Source organism: Sphingopyxis sp. MG (assembly GCF_002953155.1).
Classification (GTDB): domain Bacteria; phylum Pseudomonadota; class Alphaproteobacteria; order Sphingomonadales; family Sphingomonadaceae; genus Sphingopyxis; species Sphingopyxis granuli.
The window spans coordinates 3,688,821-3,708,127 of sequence record NZ_CP026381.1; the positions used below are offsets into that span (position 1 = coordinate 3,688,821).

Consider the following 19,307-nt stretch of genomic DNA (forward strand, 5'->3'; position numbering starts at 1 on the left):
TCACGGATGAGGTAACGGCGGGATGCTGCGCGGATTAAGCCGATACATCAAAAAAAGACGCCCCGGTCGTGGGGAGACCGGGGCGTCTGGATCAGGCCAATAAGGGACCAACCAAAGTCGGCCTGAAAATCAGTCTTGCGGCGCTTAGCGCAACAGGTTCATCACGCCCTGCTGGCTCTGGTTCGCCTGGGCGAGCATCGCCGTCGAGGCCTGGGCGAGGATGCCGGCAGCCGCGAGGTTGGTCGATTCGGCCGAGAAATCGGCGTCCTCGATACGCGACTTCGAGTCGGCCAGATTGGTGACGCCCGAGGTCAGATTGTTGACCGCCGCGTCGAGGCGGTTCTGCTGCGCACCCAGGTTGGCACGCTCGGTCGCCACCGTCTGGATCGCGTCGTCGAGGATCTTCAGCGCATCCTTTGCATCGGACTTTGATGCCGTCGACGCCGCCAGCGACAGGTCGATGTCGGCAACCGACTTGCCGGCCGCCGGCGTGGCGGTCGCCGTCGCACCCGTACCCAGCGCATTGGCGTGAAGATCGCCAAGCTTGATGGTCACCGTCTCGGTCTTGTTGAGACCGGTCTGGATATCGAAGCTGGCGGGCGTGATGACCTCGGCGCCGGTGCCGGCACCGGGGTTGGCGCCGAACAGCTTGTTGTCGTTGAAGGTGGTGCGATTGACGACGTCGTTGATCTGATCCTTCAGCGCCGTGAATTCGGTCTGGAGCGCCTTGCGGTCGTTGTCGCCCAGCGTGCCGTTCGACGCCTGAAGCGCCAGTTCGCGCATGCGGACGAGGATGTCGGCGACGCTGCCGGCAGCGCTGTCGGCGGTCTGCGCCAGCGAGATGCCGTCGTTGGCGTTGCGGATCGCCTGGCTCATGCCGCGCGACGCCGCGTTCATGCGGGTCGCGATGGCGAGGCCGGCGGCGTCGTCCTTCGCGCTGTTGATGCGCTTGCCGCTCGACAGGCGTTCCATCGCGGTGGCCTGCATCTGATTGGCAACACGCGAGCTGTTCTGGGCCCGCAGCGCGCTCACATTGGTGTTGATGACAGTCATGTTAATCCTTTCAGGCCGAGAGGCCGTTCCCGTGGTGTGAGGGCTCAGCGAGCGGTCACGAAGCCAGTAACGGCGGAGCGCGGGTCGGATTAAGCCGCGGTGTCAAAAAAATGTCGGACGCGGCGTCAAGCCTGTCGGCATCCGATCAAATCACTGAAAATCAGCCGATAAATATTCTGGCACGCGCCTTGCATTGTTCTTTGGCGTGCGGCGCGCCGCGCCACGACGGAACCGGATGAGAGCGAATGAGCACCATCGATCAGAGCCGACTGCTGCAGATGCGCAGCTCGATCCTCAATCAGAACCAGGCGCTGCAGCGCGCCGCGGGCCGCGGCGGCATCGACGCGGGCGGCGCCGCGGAAGGGAAGCCCGATTTCGGGTCGGCGATCTCGGCCGCGCTCGAACAGGTCAACGCCCAGCAGCATCGGGCGAGCGACGTCAGCGAAGCCTATGAACGCGGCGACACGCACGACATCGTCAGCGTGATGATCGAGCGGCAGAAGGCCTCGCTCGGCTTCGAGACGACCCTGCAGGTCCGCAACAAGCTGCTCTCCGCCTATCGCGACATCATGAACATGCCGGTGTAACCCATGGCCGAAGCCCAAGTCCTGACCCCCGTCGAAACCGCCAACCGCCTGCCCGTCCCCGCGATGGGCGGCCGGTTCGCGCCCGTCCAGCAATTCATCCGCCAGCCCGCGGTCCAGCGCGCGCTGCCCGCGATCGCCACCAGCACCGCGATCGGCATCGCCGCGCTCGCCTGGTTCATGACCTCGGCCGCGCCGCAGACCCAGCTCTTCGCCGGGCTCGACGACGCCGACAAGGCGGCGGTCGCCGACGCGCTGCAGACGCAGGGTATCGCCCACAGCATCGACCCCGCGACCGGCGCGCTGACCGTCGATGCCGACAAGCTCTATCAGGCGCGCATCGCGCTCGCCGGCCAGGGCCTGCCGCGCGCGCAGCCGAGCGGCGACAGCCTGATCGCCGCGCTGCCGATGGGATCGAGCCGCGCGATCGAGGGCGAAACGCTGCGCTCGGCGCGCGAGGCCGACCTGTCGCGGACGATCGAGACGATCGACGCGGTCCGCAGCGCGCGCGTCCATATCGCCGCCGCCGAGCCGAGCCTGTTCGTCCGCGATGACAAGCCCGCGACCGCGTCGGTGATGCTGACGCTGCAGAACGGCCGCTCGCTGTCCGAGGGGCAGGTGCAGGCGATCCGCTTCCTCGTCGCCTCGTCGGTGCCCGGCATGAACGCCGACCAGGTGCAGGTGATCGACCAGCGCGGCGCGCTGCTGTCCGACGGCGCGACGAGCGGCGACATGAAGGCCTTTCAGCTCCAGACGCAGATCGAGGACCGCTTCCGCCGCGCGCTCGAAACGCTGCTCGGGCCGATGCTCGGCGCCGGCAACTACAGCGTCGAGGTCCACGCCGACATCGACATGTCCGAAAGCCAGGCGACGCGCGAAAGCTTTCCCGAGAATGATCGCGCGCTGCGCAGCGAGCAGGTGACGCGCACCGTGAGCGGCCAGGGCACCCCGCCCGCGGTCGGCATCCCCGGCGCGCTGTCGAACCAGCCGCCGCCCGCCACCACCCTGTCGCAGGCGCCCGAGGCGGCGCCGGCCGGGGCGCCTGCCGCCTCGACCCAGAGCAACGAGAATGCCGCCCGCGCCTATGAGGTCGGCCGCGAGATTTCGGTGACGCACAGCCCGCAGGGCCGTCTGCGCCGCGTCTCGGTCGCGGTTGCGCTCAACCAGGGACAGAAGGCGCTGAGCCAGGGCGACATCGCCAAGATCGACGGGCTGGTGAAGGGCGCGATCGGATATGATCAGACGCGCGGCGACATGGTCGCGATCAGCCAGCGTCCCTTCGCCAAGGTCGAGGACAGCGCCCCCGCCTTCTACGATCAGGCCTGGTTCCTGCCGCTGGTCAAGCAGGCCGGCGCGATCCTCGCTGCCCTGCTCGCCTTCCTGTTCGTCGGCCGGCCGCTGATCAAGGCGGCGAAGGCGCGCACCGCCGCGCGTGCCGAGCGCGACGCGGCGATCGAGGAAAGCCTGCTCGCCGCCACCGAGAGCGGTCCCGCGCTCGCCGCGCCCGATGCGCAGCGTGCGAACCGCGAGATCACGCTGGAGATGATCGAGGCGGCGCCGAGCTATGAAGCGCGCGCCAATCTGGTGCGCGCCTTCGTCCGCCAGGATTCGCAGCGCGCCGCGCTCGTCGTCCGCCAGCTGATGCAGGAGGCGGCCCGTGGCTGATGTCCTCGACGCCGAGATCGCCCCGCCGGTGGAGGTCCGTCCCGCGATCGACGGGTCGTCGGCTGCGGCAATCCTGCTGATGCTGCTCGACGAAAGCGAGGCGGCGACGATCCTCAAGCATCTCGATCCCGACGAGGTGCGCCAGCTCGCCAAGTCGATGTTCGACACCGCGAACGCGTCGGAAGTGCAGATCGAGCAGGCGCTCGACCGCTTCGTGACGCGCAGCCGCAACGTCAGCGCGCTCGCGGTCGGTGCCGACACCCGCATCCGCGCGGTGATCAATCAGGCGGTCGGCAACGTCCGCGCCGACAATATCCTCTCCGCCGTCGCGCCGCAGTCGAGCGCCGCATCGCTCGAGATGCTGCGCTGGATGGATGTCGAGGCGATCAGCGCGCTGCTCGCGAGCGAACATCCGCAAGTCGGCGCGCTGATCCTGTCGGTGCTCGTTCCCGACGTGGCGGCGCGCGCGATCGAATCGCTCGACGAACTGCTCCAGGCCGACCTCGTGTTGCGCGCGGCGCAGCTCACCGCCGTCCCGGTCGCCGCGATCGAGGATCTCGAAGCGGTGCTCTCCGCCGCCAATGTCGGCGGGCAGCGCGTCGCGAAGCAGCCGATCGGCGGGCCGAGCGACGTCGCCAAGATCATGAAGGTGATGCCCCGTCACCTGTCCGAGCGCACCATCCGCGCGCTCAAGAAGCACGACAAGCAGCTGGCCCAGACGATCGAGGAGGAAATGTTCATCTTCGAGAATCTGCGCGATCTCGACATGCGCAGCCTCGGCACCATCCTGCGCGCGGTCGACGCCGCCCAGCTCGCGCTCGCGCTCAAGGGTTCGGACGAGGCGATGGCCGACCTCTGCCTGTCGACGATGTCGAAGCGTGCGGCGGAAACGATCCGCGACGAGATGGCCGAAATGACGATGGTCAAGCGCACCGACGTCGACGAGGCGCAGAAGGCGATCATGCAGATCGTCCGCCAGATGGCCGCGAACGGCGATATCGTGATCGCGGGCGGAGCCGACGATTATGTCTGATCGCTCCGTCGAAACCGGCTTCACCCCCGTCCTGCTCGCGGCCGCCCAGGCGCGCGGCGGCGGCTTTCGCCCGCTGCACCTCGGTCCCGCGCCGCGCGCCGCCGAGGCCCCGCCGCCCGCCCCCGAACCCGCCGAGGCCGAGCCCGCCGACGATCCGTTCGCGCGCGGTCTGGCCGAAGGCCAGCGCCTCGCCGAGGCCGGCTTCGCGGTCGAGCGCCATCAGCTCCTCGCGCTCGTCGCCGCGGCCGAAGCGCTGCAGGACGAACCGAGCGAGGAACTGGCGCAGCTCATCGCCGAGACGGTCGAGCGACTGGTCCGCCAGATCGTCGAAAGCGCGCCGATCGACGCCGAATGGCTGCAGACGCAGGCCGACATCGCCGCCGCGATGGTCGCCGAGGCCGACAAGGCGCGCACGCTGTGGGTCAACCCCGCCGACGCCGTGCTGCTGTCGGGCAGCGGCATCGCGCTGCCGATCGAGGCCGACGCCGCGATGATGCGCGGCACCGTGCGCATCGAAACCTCGACCGGCTGGATCGAGCACGGCCGCGCCGTCTATCTCGACGAACTGCGCGCCGCGCTGGGCAGCCAGGACGCCGCCGCATGACGCGCCGGCTCGCCATGACCGCGCATCAGCTCCTCGGGCCGATCGACCTGACGCACGCCTCGCCGCGGCGCATCGGCACGCTCGTCGCGCACGAAGGGATCATGCTCGAAGTATCGGGTTTCCCGATGCCGCTCGGCAGCAATGTCCGCATCAGGTCGGCGACGGGCGATCCGATTCACGGCGAGGTCGTCGGCTTTCGCGGCCAGAGCAGCCTCGTCCTGCCGTTCGACGCCAACATGCCGCTCGTCACCGGCGCGCCGGTCGAGCCGCACGGCGCGAGCAGCATGGTCGCGGTCGGCAAGGCGCTGCTCGGCCGCATCATCGACGCACAGGGCCATCCGCTCGACGGCCGCCCGCCGGTGCAGTCGCAATTCCAGTGGCCGCTCGCCGGCCGCAAGGTCAATCCGCTGCGCCGCGGCCGGGTGACGAAGCCGCTCAACATGGGCGTGCGCGCGATCAACGGGCTGCTCACCGTCGGCGAGGGCCAGCGCGTCGCGATCATCGCCGGATCGGGCGTCGGCAAGTCGGTGCTGATGGGCCAGATGATCGCCGGCACCGAATGCGACGTGATCGTCGTCGGGCTGATCGGCGAGCGCAGCCGCGAGGTCAGCGACTTCGTCGAGACCAAGCTGCCCCCCGCGGTGCGCAAGAAATCGGTCGTCGTCGCGGTTCCCGCCGACCATCCGCCGCTGCTCCGCCTGCGCGCCGCGATGCGCGCGACCGCGATCGCCGAGGCGTTCCGCCAGGAAGGCAAGAAGGTGCTGCTGCTGATCGACAGCCTGACCCGCGTCGCGCACGCGCAGCGCGAGATCGGGCTGACGCTGGGCGAACCGCCGACGATGAAGGGTTACCCGCCCTCGGTCTTCGCGCTCATCCCCTCGCTCGTCGAGCGCGCCGGCAACGACAGCCAGACCGGCGGATCGATCACCGCGCTCTACACCGTGCTCGCCGACGGCGGCGACATCGATGATCCGGTCGTCGACAGCGCCCGCGCGATCGTCGACGGCCATATCATCCTGTCGCGCCAACTCGCCGAACAGGGCGTCTATCCCGCGATCGACGTCGCGCGCTCGCTGTCGCGCACCATGGCCGATTCGGTCGATCCCGACCATGCCGCGGCCGCCGCGCGCTTTCGCCAGCTCTGGTCCGCCTATGAGGAGAATCGCGACCTGATGCTGATGGGCGCCTACGTCGCCGGCAGCGACCCGGTGCTCGATACCGCCATCGCGCGCCGCGCCGACCAACTCGCATTCGTTTCCCAACCCGCCGCCGCGCAGGTCGATTTCCAGACCTCGCGTCAGTCCCTTGTCGAAGGATATTCCGCATGAACGCCCGTACCGCACGCCGCAAACGCATCATCCGCGTGCGCTCCGTCGAACATCAGATGGCGGAGGCCAATCTGGCGCGCGCCAAGGGCGAGCTGGCGAGCCTCGTCGAACTGGCGCAGCGGCTCGAGACGCTGCGCGTCGACCTCGCGATGGCGAAGGGCGCGGTCGCGGGACGCGCGCTCAATTCGGTCGGCGAACTCGGCATGCGGCTCGACATGGCGAAGGAGAATCTCGCCGCGCCGCTCAGCCACGCCAGCGCCCGCCGCGACGAGATGGGCGTGCGCGCGCAACATGCGATGGTCAAGGAGGAATCGGCGGTGCGCCTCTACGAACGCAGCCGCCGCTCCGACGAGGCCGACATGGAACGCCGCAGCGACGCCAACCGCCCCTTCCGCCGCCGCGCGATGAGCCTGCGCCTGATCGAGGGGGGCGCCGCATGATGAGCACCGCCCTGCTCCAGACACCGACGCAGCCGGGCCTCGCCGCGATCCTCGCGGCGATTGGCCAGGCTCCGGCGGGCGACGGCGAGAGCGGGTTCGACGAGTTGATCGCCGCCATGCCGGGCGCTGCCGTCACGGCATCGCCTGCTGTGCCGTCCGCCACGCCCGTCGCCGACGCGGCAGCGGCGCCGATCGCGGACGCCGAAACCACCTTGTGTATCCCAACCCCCGTCGTGCTGGGCGAAGCGGACGCCGCCCCGGCCGAAGGCGCGCCCGCGGTGCCAACAGCTGACCAGCCCGTGTCGACCGAAGGTCCGCGACCCGATCTCGCCGGAAAGCCCGCTCCGGCGCCCGCAGCGCAGGTCGCCGAGGGCGAGGTCGAAACCGCGCCGACCCGCACGACGCCGCCGCACCGCCGGCCCGTCGAGGCCGAGGACAACCCCGTTGCCGCCGACCGGCGCGCTGCCGAGGCGGCCGCCAGCCTGATCGCCGTCTTTGCCGGCAAGGACGGCCGCGACGCGGCACCGATTCGCACTCATGCCGCCGCGGCCGAGGGCGAAACGGACGGAGCCGTCCCGACGCCCCCCGATGGCGAAACGCCGACTACCGCGACGACGCTGCCCTTCACGGCCGCACAGGCTGACGCATCCGCGCCTGCGCCCGCCACTGCGGCGCCTGCGGCACCGGTGCCCGGCGCTGCCGCAGCCGCGCCGACGCCGGACTTTGCGGGACCGCGCGACGCGGCACCCACGACCCCGGTTACGCCGGCCGTCGTCCGCCCCGACGCGACGCCAACGGCCGATCCGCAGGCGCCGAAGCCCGCCGCGACCGATGGTGGTGCTTCGATGACGGTGCTGTTCACCCAGCCGGCGGCCCCCGCCGCGACGGGTGTCGCGCCGGCAGCGCAGCCCATCCCGGTCGCCGAGCGCACGCTCGACATGGGCAGCGACGATCGCTGGATCGCGCAGCTCGCCGCCGACATCGCCGCGACCAAATCGTCCGATGGTGACATCGCCTTTCGCCTGATGCCGCGTCACCTCGGCCGGCTCGACGTCGCGATGCGCCAGGGCGACGAGGGCGTGACGCTGAAGCTCGACACGCAGCATGAGGCGACCGCGACGATCGTCCACGCCGCGCAGAGCCGGCTGGTCGAGGATCTGCGCCAGCAGGGCGTGCGCGTCGCCGGCGCCGAAGTCACCTGCACCCCCGGGGAGACCGGACGCCAGTCGCAGCAGGGCCAGGGCCGCGGCGATCAACCCGCCGGCCAGACCGCCCATCTCATCGAAACCGCTACCGAGCGCGCCGAGCCGCGCGACACCGACCGAGCCGCCGATCGCCGCGGCCGGTTCGCCTGATCAGGAAAGGACAAAGGGTCATGTCCAAGGAACAGACCGAGACGCCCAAAAAGGGCGGCAAGATGAAGAAGATGCTGATGCTGGGCATCGGCGCCGTCGTGCTGATCGGCGCGGGCACCGGCGCCGGCATCTATCTGGGCGGCGGGCTCGCGAGCGAGGCCGCGAAGCCCGAGGACCATTATCCCAAGCTGGTGCTGCGCAGCGCCGGCAGCGAAGCCGCGGCCGAGGGCGAAGGCGAGGGCGGCAAGAACGCGCCGCTGAAGGTCGGAACCGTGTCGGTTCCCAACGACCGCTTCCAGATCGATCCGCGCAAATATGAGATCACCTATTATCCGATGCCCGACAGCTTCACGACCAACCTGGCCGACGGGTCGGGCTTCCTGCAGGTCGGGATCAGCCTGTCGACCTTCTACGACGGCAAGGTCATCACCAATATCAAGCGCCAGGAAGTGCCGATCCGCTCGGCGGTGCTGATGGTGCTCGCCGAGCAGGACCCGGCGCTGCTGTCGACATCGGGCGGCAAGCAGCAGCTTCAGCGCCAGCTCACCGGCGCGATCAACCAGGTGCTGCGCGAGAAGGAAGGCTTCGGCGGCATCGACAATGTCTATTTCACCAGCCTGGTGATCCAGTGACGCAGGCCGCCCACACCACCGCCGCGCCCGAAGCCAGGGCGTCGCTGCTGCTGCGCAAGGCGGAGGGCAGCTATGCCTTTCCCGCGCTCGACGGCATCGCCAACCAGTTCGCGCGCAGCCTGCGCGACCTGATCCGCGCGCTCGGCGCGCCGCTGGTGCAGGTCGAGCGCGCGGCGGCCAGCCACATGAGCTTCGCCGACTGGTGCGGGTCGATCGCGCCCGGCATCCACTGGCGCTATCACGCGCCGCCGCTCAAGGGACCGGTGCTGCTCGGCGCCGGACGCGGGCTCGTCCTCCAGCTCGTCGACATCTTCTATGGCGGCAAGGGCCAGCTCGCGGGCGACCGCGAGGACCTGACCGACGCCGAGGAACGATTCGCCGCGCGGATCGGCCGCGACATGGGGCGGCAGCTCGCGGTCGCGTGGCGCGGTACGATGGGGATCGAACCCGAACTCGATTGCGTGACCTGCGATCCGGCGAAGCTCGCGGCGGTGCGCGCCAACGACGAACTGCTCGTCCAGCGCTTCACGCTGCGCGGCGCGCCGTTCGACGGCCAGACGATCGTCTGCGCCTATCCGCTCGCCGCGCTGCGCGGAATCGCGGGCGCCGAGCCGGTTCCCGAGATCGACGACCATCCCGCGACCGACCCCGTGTGGGCGGCGAAGCTCGACGGCACGCTGCGCGGGGTGCGCCTGCCGGTGCGCTCGGTCCTCGCGCGGCCCGAGATCAGCCTGACGAAATTATTGTCGCTGCAGGTCGGTGATATCATTCCGTTAACCATATCGCGTCATGTCCCGATAACCATAGCTGGCCGGAACTTCGCGGTCGGCAGCATCGGCGAGGCCAATGGCAACGCCGCCATATTGATCGACCGAATCGAAAGAGGATCGGACCATGAGTGACCTGGAAGAAGCCCCGCCCGCCGCGCGCCGCGACCGCCGCGATGCCGGTATCGGCGCGGCGCCCAATTTCGATCTGCTCGCGGGCGTTTCGCTGCGCGTTTCGGTCGAGGTCGGATCGACCTCGATGACGCTCGCCGAACTGCTCGCGATGACCGAGGGCAGCGTCGTCGAGCTCGACCGCGCCGCGAACGACCTGCTCGACATCTATGCCAACGGCACGCTGATCGCGAAGGGCGAGATCGTCAGCGTCGACGGCCGCTACGGCATCCAGATCGCCGACGTCGTCGCCCCCGACAATCGCCTCGGCGGTTTCGAGCGGAGGGCCTGATGCTCGAATATCTCCTGCGTCTGCTGATCCTGCTGCCGCTGGTCGGTGGCATGGCGTGGGGCAGCCTGTGGCTGTGGAAGCGCGTCCAGATGGGCGGCCCGCTGGCCGGAGCGAGGCAGGAGCGGCCGATCGAGATGGTCGGCGTGCTGCCGCTCGGCCCCGGTACCAAGCTCGCCGTGGTCGAATTCGCCGGGCAGCGGATCCTGCTCTCGGTCTCGCGCGGCCAGGTCACGCGCCTCGCCGACAACAGCCAGGGCGATTTTCATGTCGGCTGATCCGGCCGGGACGACCCGCCGCCGCATCCGCTGGCTGCGTGCCGCCGCGATCGCCGGCGGCGTCGCGCTGCTCGCCGCGGCGCCCGCCGCGCATGCGCAGGCCGCCGACGGGCTGACCCGCGCGGTCGGCGAGATCGGCGGCAACGGGCGACCGCTGACGCTGTCGCTCCAGATCCTCATCCTGATGAGCCTGCTGACGGTGCTGCCGTCGCTGCTGCTGATGATGACCAGCTTCACGCGCATCATCATCGTGCTGTCGATCCTGCGCCACGCGCTCGGGCTCCAGCAGACGCCGCCGAACCAGGTGCTCGTCGGGCTCAGCCTGTTCCTGTCGCTGTTCGTGATGCAGCCGGTGATCAGCGAAGTGAACCGCGTCGCGATCACCCCCTACGGCCAGGAACAGATCGATATCGGCGAAGCGCTGGTCCGTTCGGGCGATTCGCTGCACGGCTTCATGATGCAGCAGACGCGCAAGACCGACCTGATGATGTTCGCGAAGATCGCCAAGGCGCCGACCTACGCGAGCCCGAAGGACGTGCCCTTCTCGATCCTGCTCCCCGCCTTCGTCACCAGCGAGCTCAAGACCGCGTTTCAGATCGGCTTCCTGATCTTCCTGCCCTTCCTGGTCATCGACCTGATCGTCGCCTCGTCGCTGATGTCGCTGGGCATGATGATGCTGTCGCCGACGGTCATATCGATGCCCTTCAAGCTGCTGCTGTTCGTCCTCGTCGACGGCTGGGCGCTGACGATGGGCTCGCTCGCCTCCTCCTTCGGAACCTGAGGGCCTGACCATGGAAGCGGACTATTTCATCGGGGTCGCGCAGCAGTCGCTGTGGGTGCTGGCGCTCGCCGCCGCACCGATCCTGATTCCGGTGCTCGTCGTCGGCGTGCTGCTCGGCATGGTGCAGGCGGCGACCTCGATCAACGAACAGACGCTCAGCTTCGTGCCGAAGCTGATCATCACCGCGGTCTGCCTCGCCATCTTCGGCAGCAGCATCCTCGTGCTGCTCACCGACTTCACCCGCGATCTGTTCGCCCAGATACCCAATCTCGTCCGCTAGCGCCGCGATGGACCCCGCCGACATCCCGAACGTGGAGGCGATGCTCCAGCTCTGGATGCTGGGGATGATCCGCCCCGGCGCGGCCTTTCTGGCGGCGCCGGTGTTCGGCGCGGCCAATGTGCCGGTGCAGCTGCGGCTGATCGTCGCGCTCGCGGTCGGGGTGCCCGCGGTCGCCGCCTCGGGCCTTGCGCTTCCCGCCGAGGGAATCGTCTCGCTGCCCGGCTTCCTGCTGATCGTCGGCGAGGTGGTGATCGGGCTCGGCATCGGCTTCGTGCTCCAGATGGGGCTCGCCGCCGCGCTGCTCGGCGGCGAGACGATCAGCAACGCGATGGGCCTCGGCTTCGCGTCGATGATCGATCCGCTGAGCGGCACCGCCAGTTCGGCGATCGGCCAGTTCCTCTCGATGCTGGCGACCGCGCTCTTCCTCGCCGCCGACGGCCACCTGCTGCTCGTCGGCATCATCGTCGACAGCTATACCGCGCTGCCGCCGGGGGGCGCCTTTCCCTCCTTCGCCGCGATCGGCGGCATCCTGCGCTTTGCGAGCCTGATGTTCGCCGCCGGGCTGACGATCGCGCTGCCGGTCGGCTTCGTGCTGATCCTCGTCCAGATGATCATGGGCGTGATCGGACGTTCGGCGCCGGCGATGAACCTGTTCGCGGTCGGCCTGCCCGCGACGCTGCTCGCCGGCGTCGTGCTGCTCGCGATGGCGACCCCGGTGATGGCGGAGGCGATCGCGCGCTTCCTGTCCGACGCGCTCGACATGGCGCGGCAGATCGCGGCGGGCTGACACGATGTCGGGCACCACCGAAAAGGACCAGAAGACCGAACAGCCGACGCCGAAGAAACGCGCCGACGCGGCGCGCGAAGGCGATGTGCTGATGTCGCGCGAGCTGGCGACGGCGCTGATGATGCTCGCCGGCGCGGGGTGGCTGTTCGCGGCGGGCGGCTGGCTCGTCCGGTCGGCGGGCGAGCTGGTGCGGCGCGGGCTGACGCTCGACGCCGACGACGTCGCGCATTTCGCGCCCGGCGAGGCGGTGCTGCGCAACGGGGTCGAGGTGCTGCTGCCGCTCGCCAGCCTGTTCGCGCTCGCGCTGGTCGCGAGCATCGCGGCCCCCGCGATGCTCGGCTCGCTCGGCTGGCGCGGCAAGGCGCTGGGCTTCAAGGGCAACCGGATCAATCCGCTGAGCGGCATCAAGCGCATCTTCGGCATGCAGGGGCTGATCGAGCTCGCCAAGTCGATCGCCAAGGTGCTGCTGCTCGGCACCATCGGCTATCAGCTGATCGCGGTGAACCTGCCGGCGATCATGACGATGGCGTCGACCGACCTCAACGCCGCGCTGGGACTGGCGGGGAGCGCGGTCGCGCGGGCGATGCTCGCGATGGCGGGCGGGCTGGTCGTCATCGCGCTGATCGACGTTCCCGCGCAATGGTATCAGCGCAACCGCAAGCTGATGATGAGCAAGCAGGAGGTGAAGGAGGAGATGCGCCAGACCGAGGGCGCCCCCGAACTGAAGCAGGCGCAGCGCCAGCGCGCCCACGACATTTTGAGCGGGTCGGCGCGCAAGGCGGTGACCGAGGCGACCGTCGTCCTCACCAACCCCACCCATTTCTCGGTCGCGCTGCGCTATCGCCCCGGCATCGACGCCGCGCCGGTCGTGGTCGCGCGCGGGCGCGGCGACGTCGCGCTGTCGATCCGCACGCTGGCGCGCGAGGCCGCGGTGCCGATCCTCGAATATCCGCAGCTCACCCGCGCCATCTATTTCACCGCGCGCGCCGGCCGCGTGATTCCCGAGGAACTGTTCGTCGCGGTGGCGACGGTGCTCGCCTTCGTCTTCCAGCTCGAACGCGCGGTCGCCGAAGGGCGGTCGCAGCCCGCGGTCGACGTGCCGTCGTCGCATCGCTTCGACCCCGATGGCCGCCGCGCCGCCTGACCGCCGCCGGCGCGCTTAAGGAATCGCGCGCGCCGCCGTTAAGCAGAGCGAAGGAAACGCACCATGGTCAGTTCAATCGCCAACAGCCTCGGCTTCGGCTCGGGCCTCGACATCAAGCAGCTCGTCACCGACCTGTCGAACGCCTCGCGCGAACCCAAGATCGCGCGCATCGCGACGATGACGCAACAGAACCAGGCGCGGATCAGCGCCGTCGCGCAGGCGAAGTCCGATCTCGAGGGCTTCGCCGATTCGCTGAGTCAGATGATCGCCGACGGCGCGCTGCGCAGCAGCCCGACGGTCTCCGACGACAGCATGCTCGGCCTCAGCGCGCGCGCCGGGCTTCAGGCCGACAGCTTCGCCGCCACCGTCACCGTGTCGCAGCTCGCGCGCGCGCAGACCGCCTATTCGGGGGTCGTCGCCGACCGGGCCGCCGCGATCGGCCAGGGGACGATGACGCTGAGCGTCGGCGGCGTCGACCACAGCATCACCATCGACGCCGCCAACGACAGCCTCGACGGCCTCGCCACCGCGATCAATGCAAGCGGCAGCGGCGTCACCGCGTCGATCGTCGCCGACGAGGGCGGCTATCGTCTGATCCTGAAGGGCGCGAGCGGCGCCGCGAACGGTTTCACCCTGTCCGCCGACGCGGGCGCCGACCCGGCGCTCGCCGCGTTCGGCTATGGCAGCGGCGGCGCCATGACGCTCGGCCAGAGCGCCGCCGACGCGCAATTCACCATCGACGGCGTCGCGTTCAGCCGCCCGAGCAACACGATCGACGACGTCCTGCCCGGCCTGTCGCTGACGCTCAAGAAGGCGGCGCCCGGCCAGCCGGTCGACATCGGCGCCAGCCGGCCGCTCGACATGATCCGCCAGACCGCGGGCGATTTCGTCGACGTCTTCAACCAGCTCAAGAAAAGCCTGACCTCGGCGGCGAGCCTGGCGGGGGGAACGACGTCGCTGCGCCAGCTCGAAAGCGAGCTCGGCAGCCTGGTCAGCAAGACCCTGACCAGCCACGGCAGCATCAACAAGCTGAGCGACATCGGGATCAGCCTGACCAAGGACGGCCTGCTCGCGCTCGACAGCGCCAAGCTCGAAAAGGCGCTCGCCAGCGACGCGGGCGCGGTCGAGGCGCTGTTCAACCCGCGCCGCGACGCCACCCACACCGAGGCCACCGATCCGGGCATCGCCTTCGTGCTCGACGCGATCCGCGACAAGGCGGTCGCCAGCGACGGCGTGCTCGGCCGCGCCACGTCGATGCTCGACGCCCGCCGGGCGTCGCTCGCCGAGCAGCTCGAAAAGGTCGAGGCGCGCGAGGACATCTATCGCAAGCGGCTCGAGAAGCAATATGGCGCGCTCGATGCCAAGCTGGCCGCGTTCAAGGCGACGCAATCCTATCTCGAACAGCAGATCGAGATGTGGAACAACCAGTATAAGAATTAGGGACGTCCGCCGTGGCAGCGACCGCATCGACCGTCCGGGCGGCCGGACAATATCGCAGATTGCAGAACGAAAGCCGCGCCGAGTCGGCCGACCCGATCGAACTCGTCACCATGCTCTATGACGAGCTGGAGACGGCGGTGGGCGTGCTCGCCGCGATGGTGCGGCAGGGCCAGCGCATCTCGGCCACCGAACCCGCGCACCGCGCGCGCGCGATCCTGATCGCGCTCGACGCCGGGCTCGACCACGAGGCGGGGGGCGACGTCGCCGCGTCGCTGTCGCGCGTCTACCGCAGCATGCGCCGCAAGCTCGATACCGCGGTCGCCGCGAACAGCGAATCCGACCTCGTCGAGCTGCTCGACGGCATCCTGACGATCAGTTCCGCCTGGCGACAACTACGCTAGAGCATCGAGCCTTAGATCCGACCCATCGTCCCGTTCGTGTCGAGCGAAGTCGAGACACCCATCGGCCTTGCGCCACACAGATAGGTGTCTCGACTTCGCTCGACACGAACGGATAAGGGGCGGTGCAGGTTTATGGTACGCCGCTCTGGACTCTGATGACTTCTGTTCGGCCCTTCGCCACCCCGGACCTGATCCGGGGAAGCAATCCAGAGCGGTTTGCGCACGCTCTGGATTGCCGCGCTGATACAGGAAAGGCCTTTCGGGGGCGGCCCGAAACGACCTTGCGCCCGGCCGCCCTAGGTGGGGACGGGCGGCCGGGCGACTGGGCAGGGGCGGACCAGAGCCCCTTGTTTCAGCGGTGCTGAACCCGTGTGCGGCGATCACGCCGCCTGTTGGTGGACGCCATATTTGCGCATCTTCTCGATCAGCGTCGTGCGCTTGAGCGTCAGCAGGCGCGCGGCCTCCGAAATGATGCCGTCGGCCAGGTCGAGCGCGACGTGGATCTGTTCGAGTTCGATCGTCTCGATCTCGCGCTTGAGGTCGATCGGACGCCCCGGCGCCGGCGTCTTGGGATGCGCGGCGTGGAAGGCGGCGTCGTCCGCGCTGGCCTGCACCGCGGCGAGGCTGCTGGGGACAGCCGGCCGCGGCGCAGGCGCTGCGGTGGGGTTCAGAAGGCGCGCGACATCGTCGGCGCCGAGCGTCTCGCCGCCGTGCAGCACGCTGGCGCGCTCGACGAAATTGCGCAGCTCGCGGACGTTGCCCGGCCAGTCGTGGTGCAGCAGCACCGCCAGCGCGGCATCGTCGTAACGGCATTTGGCGTCGGCGGGCATCTTGCGCTGGAAATGACGGATCAGCGCCGGAATATCCTCGACCCGGCTCGCGAGGCTGGGGACCTGGAGCACGATGACGCCGAGGCGGAAGAACAGGTCCTCGCGGAATTTGCCCTCGGCGATCGCGGCGCCCAGATCCTGGTGCGTCGCCGAAATGACGCGGACGTCGACGCGGCGCATCTCGCTGCTGCCGACGCGGACGATCGTCCGCTCCTCGAGCACGCGGAGCAGTTTCACCTGCATGTCGAAGCGCATGTCGCCGATTTCGTCGAGGAACAGCGTACCGCCGTCGCTCGCCTCGAAATGGCCGATGCGGCGGGCGTGGGCGCCGGTGAAGCTGCCCTTTTCATGCCCGAACAGTTCGGATTCGATGAGGTCGGAGGGAATGGCGCCGCAATTGATCGCGGCAAAGGCCTTGCCGGCGCGGACGCCTTCGTCGTGGATCGCGCGGGCGACGAGTTCCTTGCCCGATCCCGACGGGCCGCACAGCATCACCGAGGCGTTCGACCGCGCGACGCGCCGGATCATGTCGCGAAGCTGACAGATCGCCGGACTGCTGCCGATGATCGATGCCTCCAGCGCCGCCGCTGCCTTGTTGTGCCCACCCTCGGTCATTTTTGTCTCCACCGCGCCCCCCGTCGGCGCCTCTGCGATGGGCAAGAGATTGAGGAAAGTGGTAAACAAAAGATTATCCATCCCGACATAACCCCTTCAAAACAAAGGGATATTGCCATAATGGAAGTAATAGGAACGTAATTGCGTTCTTAACCGTCCGATATGCTGCCAGATTGGCACTAATTATAAGCGGCGGTCCGCCAGCCGAGGGTGATCGAGATGCGGCGGTTGCGCGGATCGAGTCGGTCGGCGGGGACATAGGGCTCGCGATCGGCGACCCCCTCGATGCGCGCGAAGCGCTCGGCGGCGATGCCGCGGAACTGAAGATAGTGGCGCGTCACTTCCGCCCGGTCGACCGACAGCCGCCAGTTGTTCATGCCGCCCTGCGCCGACCAGGGCGCCGCATCGGTGTGCCCGCGGATCATCAGCTGGTTCGGCGCCTCGGCGATCGGCGCCGCGATCTCCGCAAACAACCGCGCACCCTCAGGCGTAAGCTGGCTGGTGCCAATCACGAACATCGAGAAGTCGGCGTCGTCGACGACGTCGATCCGCATCCCCTCCGACGTTTCGGTGAAGCGCAGGTTGCGCGCGAGGCGCTTGAGCTCGCCCTTCTTCTGCACCCGTTCGCGCAGCGACTTGGCGACCTGCTGGAATTTCTCGCGATCCTGCTCGCGTCCCGACGCCTCCTTCGGCCCGCCGACGACGTCGCGCGGGATGGTGATCGAGCGCGTCCCGGTCTGGCCCGCGCGGTGCGGATAATTGTCGGCCGCGATGATCGAATCGCCGCCGAACATGCCGTTCGACCCGGCACTTTCCTGCTTGGTCTTGACGATCGTCGGCGCGAAATAGTCGGCGAGCGCCTTGCGCTGCTTCTCGGTCGTCGCGCCGAGCAGCCACATCAGCAGGAAGAAGGCCATCATCGCTGTCACGAAGTCGGCATAGGCAACCTTCCACGCACCGCCATGATGACCGCCATGCGCCTCCTCGATCACCTTCTTGACGATGATCGGGCGCAGCGGGGTGTTGGGGCGCGCGGCCATTAGCGGCCTCTCATTCCATCAAAGACCTCGGCGAAGCTCGGCTGGTTGTCATGCGCGACGCCCGAACGCGCCGCCTCGATCACCAGCGGCTGCGGATGGCCGTGGAGCGAGGCGATGATGAGCTGCTTCACCGTCTGGTAGATGGCGGCGTCGCTTTCGATCACCGCGCGCGCGCGCGTCGCGAACGGGCCGACGAGGCCATAGGCGAGCAGCACTCCCAGAAAGGTGCCGACCAGCGCCGAGCCGATCATCGCGCCCAGGATCTCGGGCGGCTTGTCGATCGAGCCCATCGTCTTGACGACGCCGAGCACCGCCGCGACGATGCCGAGCGCGGGCAGCGCGTCGGCGAGGTTCTGCAGACCGTCGGCGGGTTTGATCGCGTGGTGATGGTGCGTCTTCACCGCATGGTCCATCACCTCCTCGACCGCATGCGGATCGAGCGTCCCCGACGACACGACGACGAGGCGCAGCGTATCGCAGATCAGGTGGACGAGCGTCTTGTCCTTGAGCAGCTTCGGATATTGCTGGAACAGCGGCGAGCTGGCGGGGTCCTCGATATGCGGTTCGACCGCGACCGGCCCTTCGGTCCGCATCATCTTCATCAGCGACGAGACGAGCAGGATGCAGTCGAGATAGTCCTGCTTCTTGTACTGCGGCCCCTTGAACACCTTGCCCAGCCCGGCGCCGAGCGCCTTCAGCTCCTGCCCGGAATTGCCGATGATCAGCGAGCCGACCGCGGCGCCGCCGATGATCAGCATCTCGTGCGGCAGCGCATGCATGACGGGACCCAGATTGCCCCCGGTCAGCGCAAAGCCCCCGAAAACCAGCAGGATCAGAACGACGATGCCGATAACGGGAAACATGCGGGGTCAACTCCAATCGGGCCAGTGGGGGTCCGGTAAAAAGGGGGGCGCCTTATGCTTAACGGCAGCGCGCGCCGGATATTGAGGGCGATCAGTTCAAAATATCGAACAAGGTCTGGCGATTGATCTTCGCGAAGGCCGCCTGCGCCGCGCCGAGCGTCAGGTCCTGGGCGTTGAGCTGGGCGATCGCGATCGACAGGTCGGTGTCCTCGACCGCCGAGCGCTCGTCGGCGAGCGCGATGCCGCGCGCCTTGAGCCCGTCGCCGATCCGTTCGAGCCGCCCGGCCGACAGGCCGATCGCGGCATGCTGGTCGGCGACATGGCCGATCGCCGCCGACAGCGCGTCGAGCGCGTCGCCCATGCCGGCGCTGTCGCTCGCCGCCACGGCGGCGGCGGCATCGCGCAGGCCGGTCGACAGGCTGTTGCCCCCGACGACGAAAACATCGGCGGCCGAGGGTACCGGCGCGAAGGTCACGTCCGAATCGAAGCGCATCACGCGCGCCGCGCTGCCGGCGAACAGCGGCTCGCCGTTCGAATCGCGGGTCGCTGCCAGCGCGTCGAGCTCGTCGGCGATGGCGCCCAGTTCGGCGGCGACCGTCGCGCGGTCGGTCGGACTCATCGACCCGGTCGATGCGGAAAGCGTCAGCTCGCGCGCGCGACCCAGCAGGTCGCTCGCGGTCTTGAGCACACCGTCGGCCTGCGACGCGAGCGCGGTCGCCGTGTTGAGATTCGCGGTCCAGCCGTCGATGCTCGCCTGCGTCTTGCCGATCGTCGCGATGCGGCGCGCCGCGACGGCGTCGTCGGACATGCGCTGGAGCCGCTTGCCGGTCGAGATCTGCACCTGCGTGCGTTCGAGCTGGTCGGCGAGTTTCTGCTGGCGCGCGATCTCGCGCGTCATGCGATTGCCCACGGCGTTGATCATGGCGA

Annotated in this window: 22 protein-coding genes; 17 read left to right on the forward strand and 5 right to left on the reverse strand. The window is 68.9% G+C overall.

All coding sequences use genetic code 11. From position 1 onward, the window contains the following. Positions 1-144 precede the first annotated feature (144 nt). Entirely contained in the window at positions 145-1,053 is a 909-nt protein-coding gene (locus C3E99_RS16865) for a flagellin N-terminal helical domain-containing protein (protein ID WP_067186516.1), read from the reverse strand. Between the two features lie 245 nt (positions 1,054-1,298). On the opposite strand from C3E99_RS16865, the gene fliE reads away from it, so the two are divergent. From fliE to C3E99_RS16950, 17 genes are all read left to right on the forward strand, one after another. Further along, complete coding sequence (fliE, locus tag C3E99_RS16870) at positions 1,299-1,640, forward strand: flagellar hook-basal body complex protein FliE (protein ID WP_067186518.1); 342 nt, start codon at positions 1,299-1,301, stop codon at positions 1,638-1,640. A 3-nt stretch (positions 1,641-1,643) separates the two neighbouring features. Next, complete coding sequence (fliF, locus tag C3E99_RS16875) at positions 1,644-3,302, forward strand: flagellar basal-body MS-ring/collar protein FliF (protein WP_067186519.1); 1,659 nt, start codon at positions 1,644-1,646, stop codon at positions 3,300-3,302. Next, positions 3,295-4,335 (forward strand): flagellar motor switch protein FliG, encoded by a 1,041-nt coding sequence (fliG, locus tag C3E99_RS16880; RefSeq protein WP_083675178.1) that lies wholly within the window; start codon positions 3,295-3,297, stop codon positions 4,333-4,335. Before fliF ends, fliG begins: the two co-directional genes overlap by 8 nt. Continuing rightward, complete coding sequence (locus C3E99_RS16885) at positions 4,328-4,939, forward strand: FliH/SctL family protein (protein WP_067186523.1); 612 nt, start codon at positions 4,328-4,330, stop codon at positions 4,937-4,939. Before fliG ends, C3E99_RS16885 begins: the two co-directional genes overlap by 8 nt. Beyond that, the gene (locus tag C3E99_RS16890; protein ID WP_067112339.1) at positions 4,936-6,267 is read left to right on the forward strand and encodes a FliI/YscN family ATPase; all 1,332 of its coding nucleotides are present in this window, start codon (positions 4,936-4,938) and stop codon (positions 6,265-6,267) included. The genes C3E99_RS16885 and C3E99_RS16890 overlap by 4 nt, the downstream gene beginning before the upstream one ends. Further along, entirely contained in the window at positions 6,264-6,707 is a 444-nt protein-coding gene (locus C3E99_RS16895; RefSeq protein ID WP_067186525.1) for a hypothetical protein, read from the forward strand. The genes C3E99_RS16890 and C3E99_RS16895 overlap by 4 nt, the downstream gene beginning before the upstream one ends. Then, complete coding sequence (locus C3E99_RS16900; RefSeq protein WP_067186527.1) at positions 6,704-8,062, forward strand: flagellar hook-length control protein FliK; 1,359 nt, start codon at positions 6,704-6,706, stop codon at positions 8,060-8,062. Before C3E99_RS16895 ends, C3E99_RS16900 begins: the two co-directional genes overlap by 4 nt. Before the next feature lie 20 nt (positions 8,063-8,082). Beyond that, positions 8,083-8,694, forward strand: a complete 612-nt coding sequence (locus C3E99_RS16905) for a flagellar basal body-associated FliL family protein (protein ID WP_067112348.1) — start codon at positions 8,083-8,085, stop codon at positions 8,692-8,694. Continuing rightward, positions 8,691-9,596, forward strand: coding sequence for a FliM/FliN family flagellar motor switch protein (locus C3E99_RS16910; protein ID WP_067186529.1), 906 nt, complete (start codon positions 8,691-8,693; stop codon positions 9,594-9,596). Before C3E99_RS16905 ends, C3E99_RS16910 begins: the two co-directional genes overlap by 4 nt. Beyond that, positions 9,589-9,924: a flagellar motor switch protein FliN gene (fliN, locus tag C3E99_RS16915; protein WP_067112354.1), complete on the forward strand. Its 336-nt coding sequence runs from the start codon at positions 9,589-9,591 to the stop codon at positions 9,922-9,924. Before C3E99_RS16910 ends, fliN begins: the two co-directional genes overlap by 8 nt. Beyond that, positions 9,924-10,199, forward strand: a complete 276-nt coding sequence (locus tag C3E99_RS16920; protein WP_067112356.1) for a flagellar biosynthetic protein FliO — start codon at positions 9,924-9,926, stop codon at positions 10,197-10,199. The genes fliN and C3E99_RS16920 overlap by 1 nt, the downstream gene beginning before the upstream one ends. Further along, positions 10,189-10,980: a flagellar type III secretion system pore protein FliP gene (gene fliP / locus C3E99_RS16925; RefSeq protein ID WP_104960135.1), complete on the forward strand. Its 792-nt coding sequence runs from the start codon at positions 10,189-10,191 to the stop codon at positions 10,978-10,980. Before C3E99_RS16920 ends, fliP begins: the two co-directional genes overlap by 11 nt. Before the next feature lie 10 nt (positions 10,981-10,990). Next, positions 10,991-11,260: a flagellar biosynthetic protein FliQ gene (locus C3E99_RS16930; protein WP_067112359.1), complete on the forward strand. Its 270-nt coding sequence runs from the start codon at positions 10,991-10,993 to the stop codon at positions 11,258-11,260. Between the two features lie 7 nt (positions 11,261-11,267). Further along, a complete protein-coding gene (fliR, locus tag C3E99_RS16935) occupies positions 11,268-12,047 on the forward strand; it encodes a flagellar biosynthetic protein FliR (RefSeq protein WP_067186531.1) in 780 nt (259 codons plus the stop codon). Between the two features lie 4 nt (positions 12,048-12,051). After that, positions 12,052-13,191, forward strand: coding sequence for a flagellar type III secretion system protein FlhB (gene flhB / locus C3E99_RS16940; protein WP_067186533.1), 1,140 nt, complete (start codon positions 12,052-12,054; stop codon positions 13,189-13,191). Positions 13,192-13,254: 63 nt separating this feature from the next. Next, a complete protein-coding gene (gene fliD / locus C3E99_RS16945) occupies positions 13,255-14,631 on the forward strand; it encodes a flagellar filament capping protein FliD (RefSeq protein ID WP_067186534.1) in 1,377 nt (458 codons plus the stop codon). Positions 14,632-14,642: 11 nt separating this feature from the next. Then, positions 14,643-15,032 (forward strand): flagellar export chaperone FliS, encoded by a 390-nt coding sequence (locus C3E99_RS16950; protein ID WP_067186536.1) that lies wholly within the window; start codon positions 14,643-14,645, stop codon positions 15,030-15,032. A 380-nt stretch (positions 15,033-15,412) separates the two neighbouring features. On the opposite strand, the gene C3E99_RS16955 is transcribed toward C3E99_RS16950, so the two are convergent. From C3E99_RS16955 to C3E99_RS16970, 4 genes are all read right to left on the reverse strand, one after another. Further along, positions 15,413-16,477: a sigma-54 interaction domain-containing protein gene (locus C3E99_RS16955; protein WP_067186538.1), complete on the reverse strand. Its 1,065-nt coding sequence runs from the start codon at positions 16,475-16,477 to the stop codon at positions 15,413-15,415. Positions 16,478-16,656: 179 nt separating this feature from the next. Beyond that, a complete protein-coding gene (locus C3E99_RS16960; RefSeq protein WP_067112806.1) occupies positions 16,657-17,517 on the reverse strand; it encodes a flagellar motor protein MotB in 861 nt (286 codons plus the stop codon). Beyond that, on the reverse strand, positions 17,517-18,380 hold the full coding sequence (gene motA, locus C3E99_RS16965; RefSeq protein WP_067112809.1) for a flagellar motor stator protein MotA: 864 nt from the start codon (positions 18,378-18,380) through the stop codon (positions 17,517-17,519). Before motA ends, C3E99_RS16960 begins: the two co-directional genes overlap by 1 nt. 91 nt (positions 18,381-18,471) lie before the next feature. After that, on the reverse strand, positions 18,472-19,302 hold the full coding sequence (locus C3E99_RS16970) for a flagellin (RefSeq protein WP_067186540.1): 831 nt from the start codon (positions 19,300-19,302) through the stop codon (positions 18,472-18,474). Between the last annotated feature and the right edge of the window lie 5 nt (positions 19,303-19,307).

What these genes read in the sequence shown, in the direction of transcription:
- motA (WP_067112809.1), bottom strand. Translation starts at nt 18,380, where the DNA reads ATGTTTCCCGTTATCGGCATCGTCGTTCTGATCCTGCTGGTTTTCGGG.
- fliR (WP_067186531.1), top strand. Translation starts at nt 11,268, where the DNA reads ATGGACCCCGCCGACATCCCGAACGTGGAGGCGATGCTCCAGCTCTGG.
- fliF (WP_067186519.1), top strand. Translation starts at nt 1,644, where the DNA reads ATGGCCGAAGCCCAAGTCCTGACCCCCGTCGAAACCGCCAACCGCCTG.
- fliP (WP_104960135.1), top strand. Translation starts at nt 10,189, where the DNA reads ATGTCGGCTGATCCGGCCGGGACGACCCGCCGCCGCATCCGCTGGCTG.
- C3E99_RS16895 (WP_067186525.1), top strand. Translation starts at nt 6,264, where the DNA reads ATGAACGCCCGTACCGCACGCCGCAAACGCATCATCCGCGTGCGCTCC.
- C3E99_RS16920 (WP_067112356.1), top strand. Translation starts at nt 9,924, where the DNA reads ATGCTCGAATATCTCCTGCGTCTGCTGATCCTGCTGCCGCTGGTCGGT.
- fliN (WP_067112354.1), top strand. Translation starts at nt 9,589, where the DNA reads ATGAGTGACCTGGAAGAAGCCCCGCCCGCCGCGCGCCGCGACCGCCGC.
- fliE (WP_067186518.1), top strand. Translation starts at nt 1,299, where the DNA reads ATGAGCACCATCGATCAGAGCCGACTGCTGCAGATGCGCAGCTCGATC.
- C3E99_RS16970 (WP_067186540.1), bottom strand. Translation starts at nt 19,302, where the DNA reads ATGATCAACGCCGTGGGCAATCGCATGACGCGCGAGATCGCGCGCCAG.
- fliD (WP_067186534.1), top strand. Translation starts at nt 13,255, where the DNA reads ATGGTCAGTTCAATCGCCAACAGCCTCGGCTTCGGCTCGGGCCTCGAC.
- C3E99_RS16905 (WP_067112348.1), top strand. Translation starts at nt 8,083, where the DNA reads ATGTCCAAGGAACAGACCGAGACGCCCAAAAAGGGCGGCAAGATGAAG.
- C3E99_RS16900 (WP_067186527.1), top strand. Translation starts at nt 6,704, where the DNA reads ATGATGAGCACCGCCCTGCTCCAGACACCGACGCAGCCGGGCCTCGCC.
- C3E99_RS16960 (WP_067112806.1), bottom strand. Translation starts at nt 17,517, where the DNA reads ATGGCCGCGCGCCCCAACACCCCGCTGCGCCCGATCATCGTCAAGAAG.
- C3E99_RS16890 (WP_067112339.1), top strand. Translation starts at nt 4,936, where the DNA reads ATGACGCGCCGGCTCGCCATGACCGCGCATCAGCTCCTCGGGCCGATC.
- C3E99_RS16865 (WP_067186516.1), bottom strand. Translation starts at nt 1,053, where the DNA reads ATGACTGTCATCAACACCAATGTGAGCGCGCTGCGGGCCCAGAACAGC.
- C3E99_RS16955 (WP_067186538.1), bottom strand. Translation starts at nt 16,477, where the DNA reads ATGACCGAGGGTGGGCACAACAAGGCAGCGGCGGCGCTGGAGGCATCG.
- flhB (WP_067186533.1), top strand. Translation starts at nt 12,052, where the DNA reads ATGTCGGGCACCACCGAAAAGGACCAGAAGACCGAACAGCCGACGCCG.
- C3E99_RS16885 (WP_067186523.1), top strand. Translation starts at nt 4,328, where the DNA reads ATGTCTGATCGCTCCGTCGAAACCGGCTTCACCCCCGTCCTGCTCGCG.
- C3E99_RS16930 (WP_067112359.1), top strand. Translation starts at nt 10,991, where the DNA reads ATGGAAGCGGACTATTTCATCGGGGTCGCGCAGCAGTCGCTGTGGGTG.